General features: G+C 48.8%; 16 protein-coding genes. 5 read left to right on the top strand and 11 right to left on the bottom strand.

Going from position 1 to position 20,250, the window contains the following annotated elements:
- The first annotated feature begins 1 nt into the window (after position 1).
- From rbr to NFS35_RS10970, 4 genes are all read left to right on the top strand, one after another.
- Positions 2-598 carry a rubrerythrin gene (rbr, locus tag NFS35_RS10985; protein WP_251207173.1) on the top strand — a complete coding sequence of 199 codons (597 nt, stop codon included), beginning with the start codon at positions 2-4 and terminating at the stop codon, positions 596-598.
- A 138-nt stretch (positions 599-736) separates the two neighbouring features.
- Positions 737-2,044 (top strand): AI-2E family transporter, encoded by a 1,308-nt coding sequence (locus NFS35_RS10980; protein WP_251207172.1) that lies wholly within the window; start codon positions 737-739, stop codon positions 2,042-2,044.
- Positions 2,041-2,508, top strand: coding sequence for a D-aminoacyl-tRNA deacylase (gene dtd / locus NFS35_RS10975; RefSeq protein WP_251207171.1), 468 nt, complete (start codon positions 2,041-2,043; stop codon positions 2,506-2,508). Before NFS35_RS10980 ends, dtd begins: the two co-directional genes overlap by 4 nt.
- A 49-nt stretch (positions 2,509-2,557) precedes the next feature.
- A complete protein-coding gene (locus tag NFS35_RS10970; RefSeq protein WP_251207170.1) occupies positions 2,558-4,204 on the top strand; it encodes a hypothetical protein in 1,647 nt (548 codons plus the stop codon).
- A gap of 97 nt (positions 4,205-4,301) precedes the next feature.
- Here NFS35_RS10970 and NFS35_RS10965 read toward each other — a convergent pair whose 3' ends face one another.
- From NFS35_RS10965 to NFS35_RS10935, 7 genes are all read right to left on the bottom strand, one after another.
- A complete protein-coding gene (locus NFS35_RS10965) occupies positions 4,302-4,853 on the bottom strand; it encodes an NUDIX hydrolase (RefSeq protein ID WP_251207169.1) in 552 nt (183 codons plus the stop codon).
- A 19-nt stretch (positions 4,854-4,872) separates the two neighbouring features.
- Complete coding sequence (locus NFS35_RS10960) at positions 4,873-6,381, bottom strand: ribonuclease E/G (protein ID WP_251207168.1); 1,509 nt, start codon at positions 6,379-6,381, stop codon at positions 4,873-4,875.
- A 77-nt stretch (positions 6,382-6,458) separates the two neighbouring features.
- On the bottom strand, positions 6,459-7,193 hold the full coding sequence (locus tag NFS35_RS10955) for a TIGR03936 family radical SAM-associated protein (RefSeq protein WP_251207167.1): 735 nt from the start codon (positions 7,191-7,193) through the stop codon (positions 6,459-6,461).
- A 59-nt stretch (positions 7,194-7,252) separates the two neighbouring features.
- Positions 7,253-9,187, bottom strand: coding sequence for a TIGR03960 family B12-binding radical SAM protein (locus tag NFS35_RS10950; RefSeq protein ID WP_330640169.1), 1,935 nt, complete (start codon positions 9,185-9,187; stop codon positions 7,253-7,255).
- A 60-nt stretch (positions 9,188-9,247) separates the two neighbouring features.
- Entirely contained in the window at positions 9,248-10,501 is a 1,254-nt protein-coding gene (locus tag NFS35_RS10945) for a DUF4129 domain-containing protein (protein WP_251207166.1), read from the bottom strand.
- A gap of 73 nt (positions 10,502-10,574) precedes the next feature.
- Positions 10,575-11,699, bottom strand: a complete 1,125-nt coding sequence (locus NFS35_RS10940; RefSeq protein WP_251207165.1) for a DUF58 domain-containing protein — start codon at positions 11,697-11,699, stop codon at positions 10,575-10,577.
- The gene (locus tag NFS35_RS10935; RefSeq protein ID WP_251207164.1) at positions 11,696-12,664 is read right to left on the bottom strand and encodes an AAA family ATPase; all 969 of its coding nucleotides are present in this window, start codon (positions 12,662-12,664) and stop codon (positions 11,696-11,698) included. The genes NFS35_RS10940 and NFS35_RS10935 overlap by 4 nt, the downstream gene beginning before the upstream one ends.
- A 158-nt stretch (positions 12,665-12,822) precedes the next feature.
- On the opposite strand from NFS35_RS10935, the gene NFS35_RS10930 reads away from it, so the two are divergent.
- Positions 12,823-13,209 (top strand): hypothetical protein, encoded by a 387-nt coding sequence (locus NFS35_RS10930; protein ID WP_251207163.1) that lies wholly within the window; start codon positions 12,823-12,825, stop codon positions 13,207-13,209.
- 12 nt (positions 13,210-13,221) lie between these two features.
- Here NFS35_RS10930 and NFS35_RS10925 read toward each other — a convergent pair whose 3' ends face one another.
- From NFS35_RS10925 to NFS35_RS10910, 4 genes are all read right to left on the bottom strand, one after another.
- The gene (locus tag NFS35_RS10925) at positions 13,222-16,551 is read right to left on the bottom strand and encodes an ATP-binding domain-containing protein (RefSeq protein ID WP_251207162.1); all 3,330 of its coding nucleotides are present in this window, start codon (positions 16,549-16,551) and stop codon (positions 13,222-13,224) included.
- Between the two features lie 275 nt (positions 16,552-16,826).
- A complete protein-coding gene (locus NFS35_RS10920) occupies positions 16,827-18,230 on the bottom strand; it encodes a sensor domain-containing diguanylate cyclase (RefSeq protein WP_251207161.1) in 1,404 nt (467 codons plus the stop codon).
- Positions 18,231-18,281: 51 nt separating this feature from the next.
- Positions 18,282-18,674 (bottom strand): PAS domain-containing protein, encoded by a 393-nt coding sequence (locus NFS35_RS10915; RefSeq protein ID WP_251207160.1) that lies wholly within the window; start codon positions 18,672-18,674, stop codon positions 18,282-18,284.
- Between the two features lie 177 nt (positions 18,675-18,851).
- Positions 18,852-20,135: an O-acetylhomoserine aminocarboxypropyltransferase/cysteine synthase family protein gene (locus NFS35_RS10910; RefSeq protein ID WP_251207159.1), complete on the bottom strand. Its 1,284-nt coding sequence runs from the start codon at positions 20,133-20,135 to the stop codon at positions 18,852-18,854.
- Between the last annotated feature and the right edge of the window lie 115 nt (positions 20,136-20,250).

The following is a 20,250-nucleotide window of genomic DNA, read 5'->3' as shown; positions in this document are numbered from 1 at the left end:
AATGGTTAATTTTTCAGAAAGTGTGACAAAAGATAATCTGATGAGGGCTTTTGCCGGAGAAAGCCAGGCGAGGAACCGATATACTTTTGCGGCTTCTCAGGCAAAGAAAAACGGCCTGTATGTCATCAGCGCGGTTTTTGCGTTTACGGCCTCCCAGGAAAAGGAGCATGCCGAAATTTTCTACAATCATCTGAGGGAAATGGCCGGAAGTACCATTACTGTGGATGGTGGTTATCCGGTGGATATCTCGGATGATGTATACCATCTTCTGGACAAGGCGCAGCACAATGAATATGAGGAGCATGACCCGGTCTACAAGTCATTCGGGGAAACCGCAAAAAAGGAGGGATTTGACCAGATAGCGTATTCTTTTTCGCAGATAGCGGAAATAGAGAAAATCCATGGAGACCGCTTTGGCAGATTTGCAAAACTGCTTAAGGAAGGGAAGCTTTTTGTGTCAGATGTGGAAGAGGAGTGGATGTGCCTGAACTGCGGCTATGTATTTAAAGGTACGAAAGTGCCGGAACGCTGTCCTGTGTGCCAACATGATAAGGGCTATTTCATTCGCTTTGAATTGTCTCCATATAGTGGACATTAATATATTATTTTTTTTGACATTTTTTGTAAAATCTTAGGAAAGCCTACTTGTTATGTAAAGAAATTAAGAGTATGATGGATAAGAGGGTAAAAATGGAATGAGTCAATCCATTGAGAGTAGACAAGAAAGGGCACCTATATGAAATTCAACAAAGACAGCAAGTATGTTCGATGGGGGTTGACAGCTTTCGCAGTCATTGCAGGGGGAATTGCTTTTTATTATTTTATTTTCCACAGTATGAACATTAAATCAGGAGTCAGCAGGATACTCAACATTCTGAAGCCGGTTCTGTTTGGGTTAGCTACGGCATACCTCTTGACTCCTGTGTTGAATTTCGTAGAAAACAAGCTTTTGATTCGGCTTTTCGGCAAATGCAAAATAAAGAAAAGCAGGAGAGGCAGAATATTGATTCGGGGAATCGGCATATTGATTACGGCCTTTCTGTTCGTGGCCTTGATCTATATGCTGGTTTCCATGTTGATTTCACAGATAATCCCCAGTGTGCAGGGGATTATTGATAACTTTGACTCTTATAGCACAAATGTTACAAGCTGGATTAACCAGACGCTGGAGGATAATCCTGAAATCGGAAATTATGTGACGAAGACTGTAGATCAGATAGAAAAGCAGCTGAACGATCGGATTAACGATATTATTCCGAGTACTGCGTCGCTCATCAAGACGGTGTCGCTCAGTGTCATAAATGTGCTTGATGTTCTCTGGGATTTTATCATTGGGTTCATTATTTCGATTTATGTGCTTGCCAATAAAGAACGATTTGCCGCACAGGCAAAGAAAATAACATATGCATTATTTGAACAGGATACGGCAAATATCGTCATCAGGAATTTTCGCTTCACCCACAGGACATTCATCGGATTTTTGAGCGGTAAGGTACTGGACTCTATTATTATCGGTATCCTATGCTTTGCGGGCACTACGATTATGGGGACTCCTTATGCAATGCTGATAAGCGTGATTATCGGATGTACGAATATCATCCCGTTCTTTGGGCCGTTTTTGGGCGCAATTCCCAGCGCTGTCCTGATTTTTGTGGTTGATCCCATGCACCCATTGAATTGCGTCTATTTTGCATTGTTTGCCCTGGCTCTTCAGCAGTTTGACGGCAATATCCTCGGACCTAAGATTTTGGGCAATTCTACCGGACTGACAGGTTTCTGGGTCATATTTGCCATCACTTTCTTCGGAGGCTTGCTTGGCGTATTCGGCATGATTGTGGGCGTGCCGATTTTTGCCATCATTTACGCGGCCATCAGAGCGTTCATCAATGCCAGGCTGGAAAAAAAGCGATTGCCGAAAGAGACAAATCTGTATGAAACTGTGGATTACATAGATGATAAAGGGATGCATTCCATGGTGGCGGAACCAAATGCTGTTCGCGCGGCAGAGACTAAAAAAGAGAAAGGTGAAAGTGAAGATAAATGAGATTTTTGGTGCAAAGAGTAAATGAAGCAGATGTATCTGTGGACGGACAGTGCATCGGCAGAATCGGACAGGGATTCCTGGTATTAGTGGGCATCAGCAGTGCCGATGTGGAAGGCGGCGCCTCTGAAAAGATAGCTGATAAGATGGTCAAAAAACTGATAGGACTTCGGATTTTCAGCGATGAAGACGGCAAGACCAATCTGGATTTGAAATCCGTCCAGGGGCAGCTGCTCATCATTTCTCAGTTTACCTTATATGCGGACTGCCGCAAAGGAAACAGGCCGTCCTTTGTGAACGCAGCAGCGCCAGACGCCGCAAATAATCTGTATCAATATATCATAGAAAAATGCAGGCAGGAAATACCGATAGTAGAATGTGGGAGTTTCGGCGCGCATATGAAAGTTTCGTTGGTAAATGACGGGCCATTTACTGTGATGCTGGATTCTGATGAAGTCTGCAGATAATTGTAATTCAAAAAAGATGAGAGGGAAGTAAACAATGAAGATTCTACATATGAAGCACAAGAAGGATGTGCAGGAACTCGTCAAACTATCATTGATCATAATTTTGGCAGTGCAGTTTTGTCTGATAATGTATAGCAATTTGACTATGATTGAGAAAAATCTTGATTGTGACACCGGTAAGCTGTTCAATCATATTGCAGAGATATGGAGGCAAAAACAATTGCTTTTGCCGAATTGGGATTATTTGACTACGCTGGAGTGGGACTGCAGCAGCCTGTTCGCCCTTCCATTTTATGTGCTGACAGGTGATATCATTCTATCCTTTGGTATGGCAAATATTTTGTGCCTGGGCGGGTTCCTATACATTGTTTTTTATCTTTTTAAGGGAGAAGATGCCTTATATCCGCTTTTGTGTGCGAATCTTCTGATTATTCCTTACCGTGTTGGGATGCTGGATTATTATAATATGCTCTTTTTTGGAGGTGCGCAGTATATTATCAAAGCATCGCTGCCGCTTATCCTGATAGGAATTATCATACGGACGGAATATCTTTCTACAGTGGGCGGAATGTCTGTCAGAAAATGGAAGAGTATCATTCCGCAGAAAACAGATGTGTCAGATTGGATTATATCAGTGGTATATCTTGCGCTGGTGCTTTTGACTTCAATATCCAGCGGACCGTATGTAATAGTATGTGGATTGTTCCCTGCATGCGCTGTCTATATTGGATATAAGTTTTGGAGATGGGAGAAAGTTCCATTTTATACTATTATACTGATGATTATGACTGTTATACTGGCATTGACAGGATGGAAAGTCAATGAGATTATAATGGACGGAGCCAGGGGAAACAACATGAATTTCTGCAGTGTTTATCAATTGCTGGGGAATGTGGCCTCTTGTTTCTTCGGGATGTTCGAGTTGTTTGGCGGTGCCACAGAAAATACCATGCTTCCAATCCTTTCGGTGGCCGGTATTCAACTGCTGGCAAAATGCGGTTTGGTTCTGATCATGCTTGTAGCTGGCGTAGCTATGCTGGTACAATGGAAAAAAGAAGTCTCGTTAAAAGCAGAAATAGGGCAATCTATAGAAAAAAATCAGTTGCGTCCTTTTTTATTGATTTCTGTGTTTGTATGGAATCTATTTATATTAAATGTTACAAATACTCGAGGGGGCTCCTCCACATATGAATATCGCTATCATCTGATTGGGATGCTGCCTTTGCTGTGTGCTACAGTCATCTTTATACTCAGGAGTATACAGAGTTTCCGGAGAAAGCAGCAACAAATTTGTCTGTATTGCGGAGGAATACTATTTCTTTTACTTTTGTGCCTGACATCCTATAAGGATTTATATTCCAGAGAAGAACAGAATGGCCAACTAAAGGAATTCTGCGCCTATGTTAAAGATTTTGATGTAGAGTATATCTATTTGTTTGAAGGGTCAAATGACGTAGATATGTGCAGAGTAATCGATGAGACATCAACCTATATCTGCCTTTTAGATACTGGTCGTACATGGGCATATGATTACTATAAGCAATATGTGGATGGTCCCGTGCAGACAGAAAATGTCATTGTTGCAGTGGATATAGAAAAATACTCATTTGGTGATACATTTGAGTATGCGGGTTATGAACTTGAAAAATTCGATTCTGTGGCAAAATGGGAATTATATGTATTTAAAGAACCATAAATGCTAATCCAAAGTTTAACGAATAGTTTGCAGACACAAAAGAAGCAGAACTATTCGTTAAACTTGTCTTTTGCGAATAGTTGGATGCCGTTCCGCACTATATATTCTCCGCAAAGAAATAAGCCGCTATCTGCGCACGTGAACTGAAAGACTCTGTTTCCAACAGCTGTTTGATTTCTTCTTTTGAATAGAATCTGGCGTCGATTTGTTCATTTTCTGAAGTGTGGTCCTCAAAATCACCTTCAACTTCCACGAAAGCAATGTAAGTGGTGGTATCAGAAATGGCGACGGCGGCAAAGGACGGAGGAAGAATTTTCTTGATATTTTTGACTTTCAGGCCGGTTTCCTCGTAAAGCTCCCTTGCGATACAGTCTTCAATTGACTCATCGGGTTCCAGCATCCCGGCGCAGAGATTATACACTGTGCGGTTGACTCCCATTCGGAATTCATGGAGCAAAAGCATCCTATCCCCATAAGTGGCTACAATGGACACTCCGCTGGGTTTGCCGCCTACATCCTCGATTCCGGCAAGTTCTCTGCGGCTGACTATTTCATATTTCTTTTCCCTGCCGGCTTTGTTGCGGTAAGTGAGTTCGTAATTTTTAAGATATTTTCCGTCCCTGACTTTTTCAAATTTCAAGAATTCCATAAAATCCTCCTATAGATTTCTATTGCTTTTTATCAGAAAACTGCAGTTGCTCCCACAACGGCTTGCTGATTTTCTTCCTGGTAATCTCCACCAGCCCCAGCGGCGTCATGTCGATTACGGTAGTGAGTACTTTATCCTGTTTTACAAGGGATTTCAGCACATGAAGCAGCTGCGAATTGTCGCTGGAGGAGCGCATGTTGATGAAATCCACGATAATGATACCCGAGAGATTTCGCAGGCGAAGCTGGAATGCCACTTCTCTGGCGGCCTCCAGATTGATTCTGCGGTAAGTGTCCTGGGGATTCTTTCCGTCCTCACATTTCCCGGAATTCACATCTATGACTGTCAGGGCCTCTGTGGGTTCAATGACCAGATAGCCGCCTGATTTCAGCCATACCCGTCTGTCCAGCGCAGTCCTCATCTTCCCCTCGACGGCATATAATGCAGAAAGCGACAGCATGCTGTCCTGATACAGGCGTATAGGGATTTCCAGGGCGTTTTCTCTTTTATATTGCATTAGCTGCTCATAGGACGATTCCTGATCTGTAATGATTTCCCACTCGGGATTTTTGGCATCGCAATAACAAGGCACATCCGCCGTCAGGTCTTCTGCAGCTCTGTCTCTATAACCAGCAAACTGCTGCAGAACGGTTTCTATTTCTGTATCGGCCCTTTTAAGGCAGGAAAAACAGCTTCGGTACCTGGCGACATAAAGCAATCTGATATACTGTGCGGTCAAGTCATAAAAATGCGTCAACAGCTCTTCTTTGCTCTCCGACTCTTCCGTTTTTGTCCGGACTATCATGCCCGTGGAAGGCAAGATGAAAGAATCCATATCGAGTCCTTCTGACTTCAGCCTGGTCAGACAGGCATCTGACAGCAATACGTGGCATTCCTGCGCCAGATATCCGCTTTTCTCTCTGGTGTGCTTTTCTTCCATGGAATGCATTTGTTCTATGGAATGCCTTTCTTCCATGGAATGCTCCTGTTCCATATTCAGGATACCTGCCTCCAGCAGGAAATGATTCAGCCGCTCTTTCTGCTTCCTGCTGAGTTTTGTAGAATAGCACACTTTCTTAGAACCCATTGACAGGACAAAATAATCATTGGACAGGGATATCTGCGTAGTCACAGATGCGCGTTTGGACTTCTGAGCGTCGCGGATGACCTGCACAAGAATGTCATCTCCCTCCAAAATCCGCCCATCGGCAATACGGTTCAGCGGCTGAAGAACTGTGTTTTCCTTTAAAGAAAGAAAACACAGTTCCCCTTTTTCGATTTCCACGAAACAGGCATTGATATTGTTCACTACGTTTTTAACTTTGCCGATGTAGATGGAGCCTATCTTGCTGGGGATTTTTGGAAAAAAGGAAGCTTCCGCCAGACGGTTGTCCTGTATCGACAAAGCGCAGCGCTGTCCGTGGTAAGAGGTGAAGAGCAATTTCCTCTGACTTGCAGTTGTCTGGCGCAGTTTTGCCTCCTCTTCTGTAAGGGTAACAGAGGACTTTTCCACAATTTTTCTGCTCATGACTGCTCAGTTCCTTTCTTAAACCTCCGAATAAATATGACATCCAGTCTTTCTATTCATGAACCAGAATTTCGATATCAACAGACAATCCCGATTTCATCTAACGCTACCAATCTCCTTTCCTCTTCCATATATACCTCTTCTCTGGTAACTATCAGCGCATTCTCCTGTAATTGCTCTCCATATTCGGCAAGAAGAGCCTCTATAATCTGAACCGGCTTAATATTCCCGCCACTGGAAGCATCTACACACATGTGAAGCGTTATAGAGCGAGACCCTCCCGTTTCCGGATTCTCTTCCATGGAAGAGGGGCATTCCATGGTAAGCCGATAGATACCAGGCCTGATATCCACTTCTCTGCTCCCTTTCTTAGTCTCCTTGGTAATCAGAATCTCTTTCCTGTCCAGAAAAGCCGGCAATACTGCCGCGATATCCGTCACTGGTTCTCGCCCCTCGCGAAAACGTACAGTATAAGCGGCTGCAGCTACGCTTGCCATGGCGTTTCCGGCGTTGTCCGGCAGTACCTTGACGGATATGGCTTCGATTCCGGGAACGCTGACTGCATTAAGGCGCTCCATCACATCCTGACAGGATGTGATGGAGCGGACCTCGATATCCATATATTCCCCATTGCTGGTAAGCCCAACGCCTAATGGAGCGGCAAAGGCCATAATCTGATGCGGACTGAATCCATTGGAATATGCCACATCAATCCGGGCCCTGCGTATGGCCTTTTGGAAAAAGCGCATCACATCCAGATGCCCGGTATAGCGGACAGGACCATATTTCCTGAATTTAATACGAAGTCTCATAATCTTTATCCTTTCCCGACATTTCCTAAATAAACGATATCAAATATGTGTCCGGCCTGCTATCTGAGTTCAAAGCAGATTCCGCCCCCGAATCTTGCCGCGCCGCAGCCCTGACATTTCTGCTTGCAGTTTTCGGAGATTTCCTCCCGTTTCGCTTTCTCCCACTCCCGCTTCAGGAATTCCTTAGTGACACCGCAGTCGATGAAATCCCATGGAAAGATTTCATCCAGAGGCCGCTCCCTGTGGGTATAAAGAGAAACGGACAATCCGCATTCCTCCATCGATTCCAGCCATCTGTCATTGTCGTAGTACTCTCCCCAGGCATCATAAAATCCGCCCTTTTCATAGACCTTGCGGATGACCTTGCAGAGCTTTCTGTCGCCTCTTGCCAGGACGCCCTCCATGACGCTGGCGTCTGCCTCGTGCCAGTTGTACTTGATGCTTTTCTGGTTCAGCTGTTCGGAAATGGCAGTCCTTGTCAGGTAGGCTTTGTCGAGGAATTCCTCTTTGGTGCACTGGGGCGCCCACTGGAAAGGGGTAAAAGGCTTTGGCACGAAAAAGGAGGTGCTGGCCACAATCTGCACTCTCCCGCCTGCTCTGCGTTCCTTGGGAACCGTCTCAAAGTAAGTGGCCGCAATCTTATTGGAGAGCTCCGCAATCCCCCGGATATCCTCTTCCGTCTCTGTGGGCAGGCCCAGCATGAAGTACAGCTTTACCCTGGTCCAGCCGCCCTCAAAGGCCAGCGCCGCTCCCTTTAAGATGGCCTCTTCCGTCAGTCCTTTATTGATGACATTTCTCAGCCGCTGGCTTCCTGCCTCCGGCGCGAAAGTCAGGCTGGACTTCTTCACATCCTGCACCTTACTCATGACGTCCAGGGAGAAAGCGTCAATCCGCAGGGACGGCAGAGAGATATTCACATGCCTTTTGCTGCACTCCTCTATCAGGAAATCCACCAGCTCGGGCAGTTTGGAATAATCGCTGGAACTTAGGGAACTTAAGGAGATTTCCTCGTATCCGGTATTCTCCAGCATTTCTATGGCATATTTCTTCAAAGTCTCTACATCCCGTTCGCGCACAGGGCGGTACAGCTGACCTGCCTGACAGAAGCGGCAGCCGCGGATACAGCCTCTCTGGATTTCCAGCACCACGCGGTCCTGGGTCACCTTGATAAAAGGAATCACTGGTTTCGTGGGATAATAGGTGTCCGTCACATCCATGACGATTTCCTTGCAGACAGTTTCGGGGATGCCCTCTTCCAGAGGGAAGAACCGCTCTATGGTGCCGTCCTCCTTATAGGTGACATCATAAAAACGGGGAACATACATACCGGGCAGCTTTGCGGCTCTGCGGAGGAATTCCACACGTCCCAGATTTTGGTCCCGGCATTCCTTATACAAGTCCAAAAGTTCCCGGTATCTCGTCTCTCCCTCTCCGATGTAGAATATATCAAAGAAATCTGCCAATGGCTCCGGATTGTAGGAGCATGGCCCTCCGCCGATGACGATGGGACAGTCCTCCCCTCTCTCCATGGCATTTAAGGGAATCTGAGCCAGGTCAAGCACCTGGAGCACATTGGTGTAGCACATTTCATACTGCAGGGTGATTCCCAGAAAATCAAAATCTTTCACAGAATCCTGAGATTCCAGCGCAAACAGAGGGATATGCCGCTCCCTCATGACAGCATCCAGATCTACCCAGGGGGAATAGACCCGCTCGCACCACACATCCTCCATGGAATTGAACATATCATACAAAATCTGTATTCCCAAATGGGACATGCCGATTTCGTAGACATCAGGAAAACACATGGCGAACCGGACTGACACCTTGGAAGGGTCTTTCATGACCGAATTATACTCGCCTCCTATATATCGGACGGGCTTCTCTATGCTCATCAGGATGTCGTCGTTTAAAGCTAATCTGCGTTCCGTTCCCACCACATTGCCGGAAGCGGGATACAGGCCCTTCGGCTTGTTCTCGTGCTGTATTGTCATGTCTGTTCTCCTCACCTGTCTTTGGTTCTGTAGCAGGACAGAACCGGAATCGTCTGTTCCCTAATTCCATGCATCTTTCATTTTCTTTACATCTGCGCCCGTTATCTCCCTGTCGGAGTAGCGGGCCTGTTCATACAAATCCGCCATGCCGTCCAACGCCAGTTTCCGCGCCCATTCCCTGGCAGTATAGAGAGACAGGCTGTCCTTGTCCTGGGCGTCCATCCGCGCCGAGGCAGCCGGCAGCTTCTTTTTGTACAGTTTCCGTATCCGTTCTCTGGGAGAAAGCGAATTGAACAGTCCCTGTTTCTTTCTGTCGGTATTCTTTACGATTTCACATTTTTCCCGGAAATCATAGGCCTCTCCTGTCTGGATTTCCTGTTCGCGATAACGGAATACCATATACTTCTGAACCAGCTTGAACAGTTTCCAGAGCAGCATGCCTGTCCCCGCAAGGATAGCAATGCCGAATACCACCATGGTTATGGCCTCCAGCACTTCCCAGAACCAGAAAGCCTCCTCTGCGGGAGGCAGTTCCATGCCGCCCATTCCAGCGGGAGGCGCCTCCTCTCCCACAGGCAGCGGAACCTCTTCCGAACCGGAGGAACGCGAGAACAGGAAACGCAGGAAACGAAGCAGCATATCCCCTATGGGCCTCAGGATACCGGCCAGCCATTCAAACTGGGTGCTGAATATCAGAATGCCCATTCCCAGCAGCGTATAGCCCAGGACCAGCCCCATGCCGGAATGGAACATTTCCGCTGCGGGAAGAAAGCCCGCGCTGCTCTTATTCATGGACAGGAATTCCAGATAGTGTTCCATGAAATAAATGATGAAATAGAGCGCGATTCCCGCAATCAGAGGCCAATGGTAGTAATTCTCCCAGCCCCGTGTGCCCTGATAATACTGGAACAGGGCAGTGACAGCCGACAGCACCACGCCAGCCGCCAGAGGGATGCCCTCGGAATACACGGTATTATGCTTCAGGCGCAGCACAAGGGACTGGATCAGATACCCTATGACGCAGATGGTACAGACAATCCTGGTCAGGACGGACTGGCCTGAGAGCGCGAAAACGAGAGCCAGAACTCCCGCATGGGCCATCAGAAACAGGATGAGGTTTTTCACCGTATAGCGGAATACGAAGAACGCAAGGGGAATCAGGCTGCAGAGAGCCCACATGCCTAAGCCGGGATCTCCCATATCCAGCAAAGCTTTCACCACTCCCATAACTGTCAGCGGCAGGGGAAAGAGCAGCCAATGGTTCATCTGTTCTGTCAGTAATTCATTTACGATTTCAATGCGTTTTATGTTCATTTATATACCCCTATGCCCACCTCCGGCAGGCATGTCAATCAATATTTAGATATTTACATCCAAACTTGCCGGCTTACACGTCAAAATAGATGACTTCAATCCGCTTCTTAAGTTCCGGAGGAAGTTCCGGCTCTTTGCTGCCCAGTACGGGATAGAACCAGGTAAAGGGATTGTCCATCTCCTCATACCTCGTCAGAAGCGTCACAAAATCATCATATTGGTTCGGCGCCACGAAACAGGTAAACGCTCCTTTGGACTCCTGAAAAAGTTTCTCCTCAAAGGTCTCCACAAAGCCGGCAGCCGGCTGAGAGGTGTCGACTCTGGCAAGCGCACGGTAGATGAAGTCCATCTGTCCCATGCTGGCCTTGCCGTCAACGCTCAGCGGCTGACGGGTCAGCACATCCACGCCGTTTCCATAGCAGGACACCTGCATGCCCTGCTGCAGAAAGAAAAGACACAGAGACACCACGATTCGCAGGGACATCTCCACGGCTTCTTCTCTTTTCAGGATATTGTCATCCTGTATGTTAAAGAAAATACGGACGCTTTTCAGGGAAGTATAATTGCGCTGGTTTACCTTGAAATCGCCCGTCTTGGCCGTAGCTTTCCAGTTGATGCTGCGCATATCGTCGAAAGGCTGGTATTCCCGGATGCCCCGGTACTCAAAAGGATCCTCCAGCAGATGACGCTTTGTGAGCATTTCGCCATTGAGCTGGACGAATGACTGGCGCAGGCGGCTGCTGTCATAAGGCTTCGGATATACATAAAGCTCTGCCTTTACGGGCTGATCAGCTACCATCTGACCCAGGAAAAATAAATCGGAGGCCACAAGGCTGATTTCGTCTATGGTATAGTAGCCTCTCTTTCCCCCTGAGAACTTCAGGGTGCGCGTCACTCTCTCGCTGCCGCTGATGCGGAATACGTCATTGCGGTAGTACTGATCCGTAGTGCGGGAGCCTTTTTCATTGCCGAATATCAGATGTCTGTCCGTTTTGAATTTCACTTTCAGCATGGTCAGCGGCAGCCGTTTTCTGTTTTCTATGATTTCCTTCAGCTCACCCTGCTCTCCCTCAAAGATGTGGTCCGTCCCGAAACTGATGGATATTCCCAGATGCTTTTGCCAAAGTTTCTCATAGAGACGTCTCTGCACGATAAAAAGGAGGTAGGCGATGAGGCCGATTCCCAGTATTTTTATCATGATTTGAACTCCTCAGTGGGTACAGGGATATTTGACACAAGCTGCTCCATCCATTTCCTGGAATTCTCCGTGCCGCCGGAGCCGTAGCCCAAAACCACACGGTGGGCGAGCACGGGCACCGCCAGCGCCTTGATGTCGTCCGGCGTCACATAATCCCTGCCGTCCAGATAGGCATAGGCTTTTGCGCAGCGCAGCAGAGCCAGATTTCCTCTGGGGCTGACGCCCATGACAATCTGCTCTCCTTTTCTGGTAGCTTCCACAATGTCAACCATGTATTCCTGCACACATTTATGTACGAAAACTTGTCCGGCCTCCTCACGCGCTGTGGCCAGTTCCTCCAAAGCCAACACGCTTTCCAGTTCAGCCAGAGGCTCCTTATCCATGTACTTCTCCAGAATGGCCAGTTCTTCCGCCCTGTCGGGCAGTCCCATGGACAGGCGCATCATGAAGCGGTCCATCTGGGCCTCGGGCAGAGGAAAGGTGCCCGTGGTCTCCACCGGATTCTGGGTGGCAATGACGAAAAAGGGCTTGCCGGGAACATAGGATTCCCCATCGATGGTCACCTGACGCTCCTCCATACACTCCAGCAGTCCTGCCTGGGTCCTGGGGGTAGCGCGATTGATTTCGTCGGCCAGCAGGATATTGGTAAAGACAGGCCCCTTGCGGAGGATGAACTCATTCTTCTGCCTGTCGAAAATATTCAGGCCTGTGATATCGCTGGGCAAAAGATCAGGCGTGAACTGGATTCTGGCAAAATCGGCGCTGATGCTCTTTGCCAGCGTCTTCGCCAGCTTTGTCTTGCCTGTGCCGGGCACATCTTCCAGCAGTACATGTCCGTCCGCCAGAAGCGCCGTCAACAGCAGCCTGGCAGTCTGTTCCTTTCCCACGATGACCTTTGAGATATTGGACAGAATCTTATCTCCTAACTGCTTTCCGTGGAGTGCCCCATTTTCGTTATTTCCCATTTTTCTTTTCCCTCTCTTCCCTGGAATGCCTTTTTTCCATATTTATGAAATATACATTTCCTGCGCTGAATTGACTATTTCTATTTATTTTATCATAATGCAGTCCAAAATGCCATATTTTTAAATAAGCTTTCTTTATCTTTTAAGGGAATCTGTTTATGAGTGACACGACTATGGAACAAAAGCTGCGGCTGGTGCAGCAGGTGCGCTCCAGGTACCAGGAGGACCAGTATGATTTATCCAACAGGGAGCGGATTCTGTATGGCAGGACCAGTATCGGTCCTGAAAGGATGGGATATTCCTCTCCTTATGATAATCCTTATCAGGAGGGAGATATGCCGCAGGGTGTTTCTTCTTTTCGGCTGCGGTTTTTCCTTGCCGTATTTCTGGTGATGATAGTGATTGTCATGGACACGAACGGCATGACAGTGGCCGGGATCACCTCTGAGAAGATATATGAGGTGATTTCGGCCGACTATGAGGAAGTGCTGGAGACATGGGTGGAGACTATCTCGCAATCCGGCACTCAACGGAATGATACATAAAAATTGATGGCTCTACAATGTGCCGCAGAGATATGAGCAGGCGTTCAGGATAGTATCCTGCCGTTTCCCTGCGATGAAATAGAAATCCAGTTGCCTGTCATTTTCTGTGTACAAATAGGAGCCATAGGCCGGAATGTCGCAGAAAAAGGCCGGGTGGCCCGTAGCTGCCAGGATTCCGTATCCTTTGTCGGAAAGGAGGAAAGGAAGCTCTTTTTCTTCCGGTCTGGAGATATACCTGGAAACGCCGCGCAGGCTTAAAAGCGGCTGTCCTTTTCCGCCGAAACCGTAGAGGTGTTCGTCTTTGGCCGGATCCAAATACAGCCATGCGCGCAGCTTTTTGCCGGGGGCTGTTTCCAGCTGGCGGCATTCTTTTGGACGCTCAGCCAAAAGCAGTTTAGATGCTTTTGCGTTTTCACCCAGGGCCAGATAGCGGACTGCTCCGTTCGTCTTGTCTACCTGAAGCGCCAGCTCGTCCGTGGTCAGTTCTACCTGTTTCCCATTATCCTTGTACATCCAGAATTTTTCTGTCCGATTCACGGCGATGCCGGGATGTACGCCCTTTTCAGGCTGGCCGTCTCTGACAAAGGAGACCCGTATGATAGCGCTGCCCACCGGACTGAGGCGCAATGTGCCGTAGCGGCTCTGCAGGTAGAGGCCGTCCGGCTGTTTCGCGACCCAGCGGATGGAAAGATCGATTTTGGAATGGCCCATGGGACGCAGCTTTTCTGTGGACGGGATGTCACCGAAAGCCGGGAGCGCCGTACTACTGGCAGGCAACAGCTGCTTCGGTTTTATGCCGCTTTTCCGGGAAACGTCAATTTGTGCACTTATATTCTGAAAACTATTATTTCGGGAAAATTCGGACTGCGATGCAACGGCTTTTTGGTTTTTGAATGCTTCTCTTCCATGTTCTTCGGATTCCTGCGTCAGATTCCGGGATGTATTCTGTATGACAGAGATTCTGCCTCTTTGGTGCGCCCCGCCAGGTTCCGAGGTTTTCTTTTCGACAGTAAGCTTTGTCCGTTCTCTGCCGGCGCCTGTCCGCCTGTCTGCCGCTTTTGGCACAGGAGCTGCTTCGGACTGAGCCATTTTCATGGATTGTCCCTCTCCCATGGAGCATTCTTCTTTCACGAAACATCCTGCTATGGGCTTCTCCTCTTCCGCTTTCTCAGGAACCGGATCTGCAATCAGCCCTGTCAAATCCTCCGTGTGGAGCACACATAACTCATGCAAAGCTCTTGTAGCGGCCACATAAAGCAGTTTCGCATGTCCGTCATCTACAGGGTATTCCGCCCTGGTGGGATCCAAAATCAGCACAGTATCGAATTCCAACCCCTTGGTATACTCCACTGGCAGCACCATGACACCGCTTCCGAAGACAGCCTTTTCCAAATCACTCTCCATCACCTCGATATACTGCCCCAGCTCCTTTGCCGCCCAGTCCGCTCCGTGCTGATTCCTGCAGACTACCGCAATCGTCTCGTAGTCCTTTTCCTGCCATTTCCTGCAGATATCCGCTGCCTCCCGGATAATCTCATCCTCGCTTCTCTGCAGGACGGATACAGGACTGCCGTGGCGGATGATGGGTTCCACCGGGTAACTGGAAAAACTGCCATGATGGAGAATCCGGGTGGCAAAATCAGAAATCTCCACGGTATTTCGATAGCTCTTTTTTAAGATTCCAAAGCTGTCCATCTGATCCGGCAGAAGCAAGGCCCGCAGCTCCTCCCAGTCGTTCAGGCCAAAGCCGAAGTGGATGTTCTGGGACACGTCCCCCATGACAGTATAGGTGCAGTCCTTGATGCAGAAATGCAGCACGGAATATGCCATCATGCCGAAGTCCTGCGCTTCATCGATGACGATATGATGTGCCTCGCTGATGACCTCGGTCTCCTTAATCCTTTTATAAATATAGGCCAGAGCCGCCAGATCGTACACATCGAATTCATCCGCCGGAATGTCCACTGCTTTTCCTTTGAGGGCCTGCAGTTCCAAAAACTTCCGATAAAGTTCATAGATGGAGCCTTTCCACACCTTGCCGCCGTACCTGCCCCGGTAGGCTTTCAGGATGGCCTTGCGCTCGGCCTCCGTATATTTGACTCCCTTGCCCAGGAATTCCTCTTTTATCTTGATGATCAGGCGGTCGTTCAGCATATTGATTTTGTTCTGCATGGAAATCCTGGGATTCTGGAGGATATAGCGTTCCACTGCCTCGCCGTTCACCAGCAGGACCAGATTGTGAGGATCGACCTTTTTGCCTACGGTTTCGTCATAGACTCCGTTTTTGCCGTCCCGAAGCCCCTCCACGAACTGCCTGGGATTCAGGTAAATGGATTCCCGCAGAATACTGTCCCATTCCAGCTTGGCGCAGTAGGCCTCCAGATCCCTGAACCAGGTCAGGCTTCCCTTGATGCTGCCGCGCTCTCCGCTCTGATTGTTTCTCAGGATGCGGTATTTTTTCTCATCCCAGTCCTCATATAGAAGCCGGACGAAGAGCTCTTCCATGGTCATCTGCCGTATGCCGTACACATCCAGATCGGGCAGGACTCCCGTGATATAGTTCAGCAGAATCCGGTTGCTGCCCACGATATAAAAATCGTCCGGCTTGAAGCGATCCGCATAATTGTACAGGATAAAAGAAATCCGGTGCATGGCGACAGTGGTCTTTCCGGAACCGGCCACACCCTGGACGATGATATTGTGGTGCGGGGACTTGCGGATGATTTCATTCTGCTCTTTCTGGATGGTTGCCACGATTTCGCTTAGCACGGCCTGTTTGTTTTTGGCCAGATACTTGGTCAGCAGGTCGTCATTGGCAACCACTTCGCTGTCGAAGTAATCCAGCAGTTTCCCGTCTTCTATCTCGTAGGTGCGCTTCAGCTTCAGGTCGATATCCACCTGCCTGTCCCCGGGGGCTATATAGCTGCATTTCCCCAGACCATTCTCATAGTAGGCATTGGCCACGGGTGCGCGCCAGTCTATGACCACCTGATGGGTGGCGTCTTTGGCGATGCCGCCCTTGCCGATATAAATGGATTCCATCTTGTTCAGTGCGTCGTCGTGGAAGACGATCCGCCCGAAATAGGGCTTACTCTGGGCTTTCTCATTCCGCTCCAATGCGCGCTTCATATGCACATGCATGGTAGTGAGATTCTCCAGGGCGTTAATCAACTCCGGGTTGTCATCGTGGAAATGATCCAGCATGTCATCGATTTCCGCACCCATGTCCTTCACCTTTCTGCCATAGTTTTCCAGATTACCGCGGACAACGGATAGGGTCTGTTCCAGAAAGGCCTCCTCGGCCTGACGGGTGGTGCCTTGTATTCGTTCCTCTTGCTTCATCGGTCGCTCCTTCCTTTTGTCAAGATTCCTGCGTGGGTCAGTCGCCTATTGCCTGTGGATTCAGGTGTAACTAAAATTATAAAGAAAATTGAAAAAAATACTAGACTTTTCTTTTATTATTTGGTAAAGTGTTATATAGAATCGTACCTGAAAAAAACTGCTGTTAACCGGCAGTTTTTTATCATTATTTCATATAATTTTGAGCGCGCCGAACGAAAAACCATGAAGCCGTACAGACCTCATGGTTTTTGCAGCATTTATGGAGCAGCCGTCTGTCAGTCTTTCAATTCATCATAAAACGTATAGCCGCACCTTCCGTTTTCTTTTGTGTGGTACAGAGCCTGATCCGTCTGCTGGAACAGCTCATCGTGGAACCCTTTCTCTGAAAACGCGATTCCCACACTGAGGGAATATTTCGGGAAAGGCCCCCGGGAAAGCTCTTCTTCTGTGGGGTGCTGCAGGAGCCCGTTGATGGCGTTTATTTTGCCGCTGATGACCTGTTTTCTGTCCGGGCCTGTCTTTTCCATGATGACGGCAAATTCATCTCCGCCTATCCGGAGGACATAATCTGCTTTTCTGAAATTCTCTTCCAGCAGCTTGGCGACTTTAATCAGGGCCTGATCTCCCACGTCATGACCGTAAGTATCATTGATGGACTTGAATACATCCACGTCTATCAGCAGAAACGCAATCGTATCGGAAGAATTGCGGAGCTGTTCCTTTAACTGTTCGAACGCCTGCCGGTTCAGGAGGCCGGTGAGGGCGTCCCGCTCTGCTTTCTGGCGGAGCACATCCTGCTGCTCCATGGTCATCTCATAGACATTGTTGTATGTAGCCGCAAGGTATTTGAATTCATAGGCCCCCGTGATTTCCAGGAAATGGTTGTTCTTGAGGCAGTTCACGTAAATCCGGATGGGCCTCAGAATCAGGATTGCAATCATGATGTAGGAAAGAATCACCAGCAGCACTACCAGGACCGTATAGATGCTCTGGCGAATCAGGGCCTTTTCCATCAGGACCTGACTTTCCGTCTGCTCTTTCTCACAGATTTCAATCACGCTTTGGGTGACGCTGGACATCTTCTCCTCTATCTGCCTTTTCATGTCCAGATATTCGCCCCCGAACACCAGTTCCAGAGCAATGGAGGCCTGTTCCTGCGCTGTGGAAGCCAGCTCTTCCTCCGTCAGCTGATAGTCCTGTATTTCCTGTGCCAGGCCGCCCATATCCGCCCCGGACGACAGGGCCACCAGCTTCATGGAATGAATCTCCAGCACCATGAGCTCATTGGACAGTTCCATGGCCTCCTTTGAGGTATTCAGTACATCCTCATCCCTTCCGCTCAGATGCGTCTCCAGCTCGTCCAGCGCCAGGTCCCTTCTCCTTGTCTCATGTACTTCCGCAAAATATGCCTCCGCATAGCTGTAGTCCTGGGTCATTGCATAGAGACGCACCTGCTCGGTCAGATAATTTGATCCCAGCAGCAAATCCCCGGCAGCTTCCTGCGCAAAAATATATTTTTTCGTCTGATTCGTCAACGCAGAGTAACCTTGCATGACCTGGACGATGCCGAAACCAATCATAACAGATATCACAAGCGTGACGGCCACCAGCCACAGGCTGAGGGTCTGAATCCGGAGCCCTTTGAGGGTTCCTGCACTATTCTTTGATGATGCATTCATAGAATGCTTTTCCTCCAACTTTACTTATTCCATCCCCCGCGCCCGGGGAGTTCAATTCCTGTCAAAATGATAGAATGGTTCCGTCTCCCGGTTCCGGTATTCATGCTTTTCATAGTATCCAATCAGATCGCCGCTCTCATCGCGCAGCGCCACCATATAGACATCCTTGTTCTCCTTTTCGTTATAGGATGTGTATATCATATTGTGGTCCGCGCTTTCCCGGAACCAGTCGATTACTTTTTGGATCATTTCTTTTGAGGCCGGGCCATGGCAGTGGAGCAGGCTCCTGCCTGTCAGTTCCGCTCCGCCCCATCTGGCGTAGCGTTCTGTGGCCGCCGGGTTCATGTAGATGATTTCATGTGCCAGGTTGCAGATTACTACCGCGCAGCGGTCCGTCTCTATCATAGCTTTGAAATACGGATGTAAGTTTCTCTCTGTTGACATTACAGTTCTCCTTTTGTGAATTTTCTGGGAAAGCATCGCTCCCCTTTATCATTATAGGCTATACTTGCCAATTTTACAAGATATTTGGAGCTTAAGATTCCGGTAAATAAAATCAGAAAAAGACATAAAAAATACCCCGCACGAATTCCCGCACAGGGTATTTCATTTCCTGATCTTTTATGACAGGGCCGCAAATCCTTTCTCCAGGTCGGCGATAATGTCGTCGATGTGTTCTGTGCCGATGGACAGGCGAATTGTGTTGGGCTTGATGCCCTGGTCGGCCAGTTCTTCCGCCGTCAGCTGGGAATGGGTGGTGGTGGCCGGATGGATGACGAGGCTCTTCACATCTGCCACATTGGCCAACAGGGAGAAAATCTCCAGATGATCGATGAACTTGTGGGCCTCTTTCTGGCCGCCCTTGATTTCAAAGGTAAAGATGGAAGCGCCGCCGTCAGGGAAATATTTTTCGTACAGTTCATGGTCAGGATGGCCAGGCAATGAGGGATGGTTCACATGCTCTACCTGAGGATGGCCCGCAAGGTATTCCACTACTTTCTTAGTATTCTCCGCGTGGCGGTCGAGGCGCAGGGAAAGAGTCTCCACGCCCTGCAGGAGCAGGAACGCGTTGAAAGGAGAGATAGCGGCGCCGGTGTCGCGCAGAAGGATGGCCCGGATATAAGTCACGAAAGCCGCGGGGCCTGCCGCGTCCGCAAAGGAGACGCCATGGTAGCTGGGATTCGGGGCGGCGATTGCGGGATAGTTCCCGCTGGCTTTCCAGTCGAATTTCCCGGAGTCTACGATGATACCGCCCAGGGTAGTCCCATGTCCTCCGATGAATTTGGTGGCGGAGTGCACCACGATATCAGCGCCGTGCTCGATGGGCCTGATCAGATACGGGGTGCCGAAAGTATTGTCGATGACAAGGGGCAGGCCGTGGGCATGGGCGATTTCTGCGATTTTGTCAATGTCAGGGATATCGCTGTTGGGATTGCCCAGGGTCTCCAGATAGACTGCTTTCGTCTCGGGCCTGATTGCCGCCTCCAGCTCCTGGAGATTGTGAGCGTCTACAAAGGTAGTTGTAATCCCATAATGAGGCAGGGTATGCTCCAGAAGATTATAGCTGCCTCCATAGATGGTCTTCTGGGCCACGATATGTCCGCCGTCCTGGGCCAGGGCCTGAATGGCATATGTAATCGCAGCCGCACCGGAGGCCAGAGCCAGAGCCGCTGCGCCGCCCTCCAGGGCCGCCAGCCTCTTTTCCAGCACATCCTGGGTGGAATTGGTCAGACGGCCGTAGATATTTCCTGCGTCTGCCAGACCGAAGCGCGCGGCCGCATGGGCGGAATCGCGGAATACATAGGAAGTGGTCTGATAGATGGGGACAGCCCTGGCATCGGTGGCGGGATCCGGCTGTTCCTGTCCTACATGTAACTGAAGGGTTTCAAATCTGTATTTGCTCATGGTGTTTTCCTCCTGGATTCATCGTTTTAGAATTGCTTATTGGAATTCCTTGGTTCATAGAATACACCTATTTAACTACTATGTCAATAGGTAATTAAAAAAGAAGAAAGAAAAT

Source organism: Acetatifactor aquisgranensis, assembly GCF_943193215.1.
In the GTDB taxonomy this organism is placed as follows: Bacteria; Bacillota; Clostridia; order Lachnospirales; family Lachnospiraceae; genus Acetatifactor; species Acetatifactor aquisgranensis.
The sequence above is the reverse complement of the archived record's forward strand: the minus strand, read 5'-3'. Positions and strand labels throughout refer to the sequence as shown.

Excerpts from the sequence above, each read along its gene's own strand:
- rbr (WP_251207173.1), top strand. The coding sequence starts at position 2 with ATGGTTAATTTTTCAGAAAGTGTGACAAAAGATAATCTGATGAGGGCT.
- NFS35_RS10980 (WP_251207172.1), top strand. The coding sequence starts at position 737 with ATGAAATTCAACAAAGACAGCAAGTATGTTCGATGGGGGTTGACAGCT.
- dtd (WP_251207171.1), top strand. The coding sequence starts at position 2,041 with ATGAGATTTTTGGTGCAAAGAGTAAATGAAGCAGATGTATCTGTGGAC.
- NFS35_RS10970 (WP_251207170.1), top strand. The coding sequence starts at position 2,558 with ATGAAGCACAAGAAGGATGTGCAGGAACTCGTCAAACTATCATTGATC.
- NFS35_RS10965 (WP_251207169.1), bottom strand. The coding sequence starts at position 4,853 with ATGGAATTCTTGAAATTTGAAAAAGTCAGGGACGGAAAATATCTTAAA.
- NFS35_RS10960 (WP_251207168.1), bottom strand. The coding sequence starts at position 6,381 with ATGAGCAGAAAAATTGTGGAAAAGTCCTCTGTTACCCTTACAGAAGAG.
- NFS35_RS10955 (WP_251207167.1), bottom strand. The coding sequence starts at position 7,193 with ATGAGACTTCGTATTAAATTCAGGAAATATGGTCCTGTCCGCTATACC.
- NFS35_RS10950 (WP_330640169.1), bottom strand. The coding sequence starts at position 9,187 with ATGACAATACAGCACGAGAACAAGCCGAAGGGCCTGTATCCCGCTTCC.
- NFS35_RS10945 (WP_251207166.1), bottom strand. The coding sequence starts at position 10,501 with ATGAACATAAAACGCATTGAAATCGTAAATGAATTACTGACAGAACAG.
- NFS35_RS10940 (WP_251207165.1), bottom strand. The coding sequence starts at position 11,699 with ATGATAAAAATACTGGGAATCGGCCTCATCGCCTACCTCCTTTTTATC.
- NFS35_RS10935 (WP_251207164.1), bottom strand. The coding sequence starts at position 12,664 with ATGGGAAATAACGAAAATGGGGCACTCCACGGAAAGCAGTTAGGAGAT.
- NFS35_RS10930 (WP_251207163.1), top strand. The coding sequence starts at position 12,823 with ATGAGTGACACGACTATGGAACAAAAGCTGCGGCTGGTGCAGCAGGTG.
- NFS35_RS10925 (WP_251207162.1), bottom strand. The coding sequence starts at position 16,551 with ATGAAGCAAGAGGAACGAATACAAGGCACCACCCGTCAGGCCGAGGAG.
- NFS35_RS10920 (WP_251207161.1), bottom strand. The coding sequence starts at position 18,230 with ATGAATGCATCATCAAAGAATAGTGCAGGAACCCTCAAAGGGCTCCGG.
- NFS35_RS10915 (WP_251207160.1), bottom strand. The coding sequence starts at position 18,674 with ATGTCAACAGAGAGAAACTTACATCCGTATTTCAAAGCTATGATAGAG.
- NFS35_RS10910 (WP_251207159.1), bottom strand. The coding sequence starts at position 20,135 with ATGAGCAAATACAGATTTGAAACCCTTCAGTTACATGTAGGACAGGAA.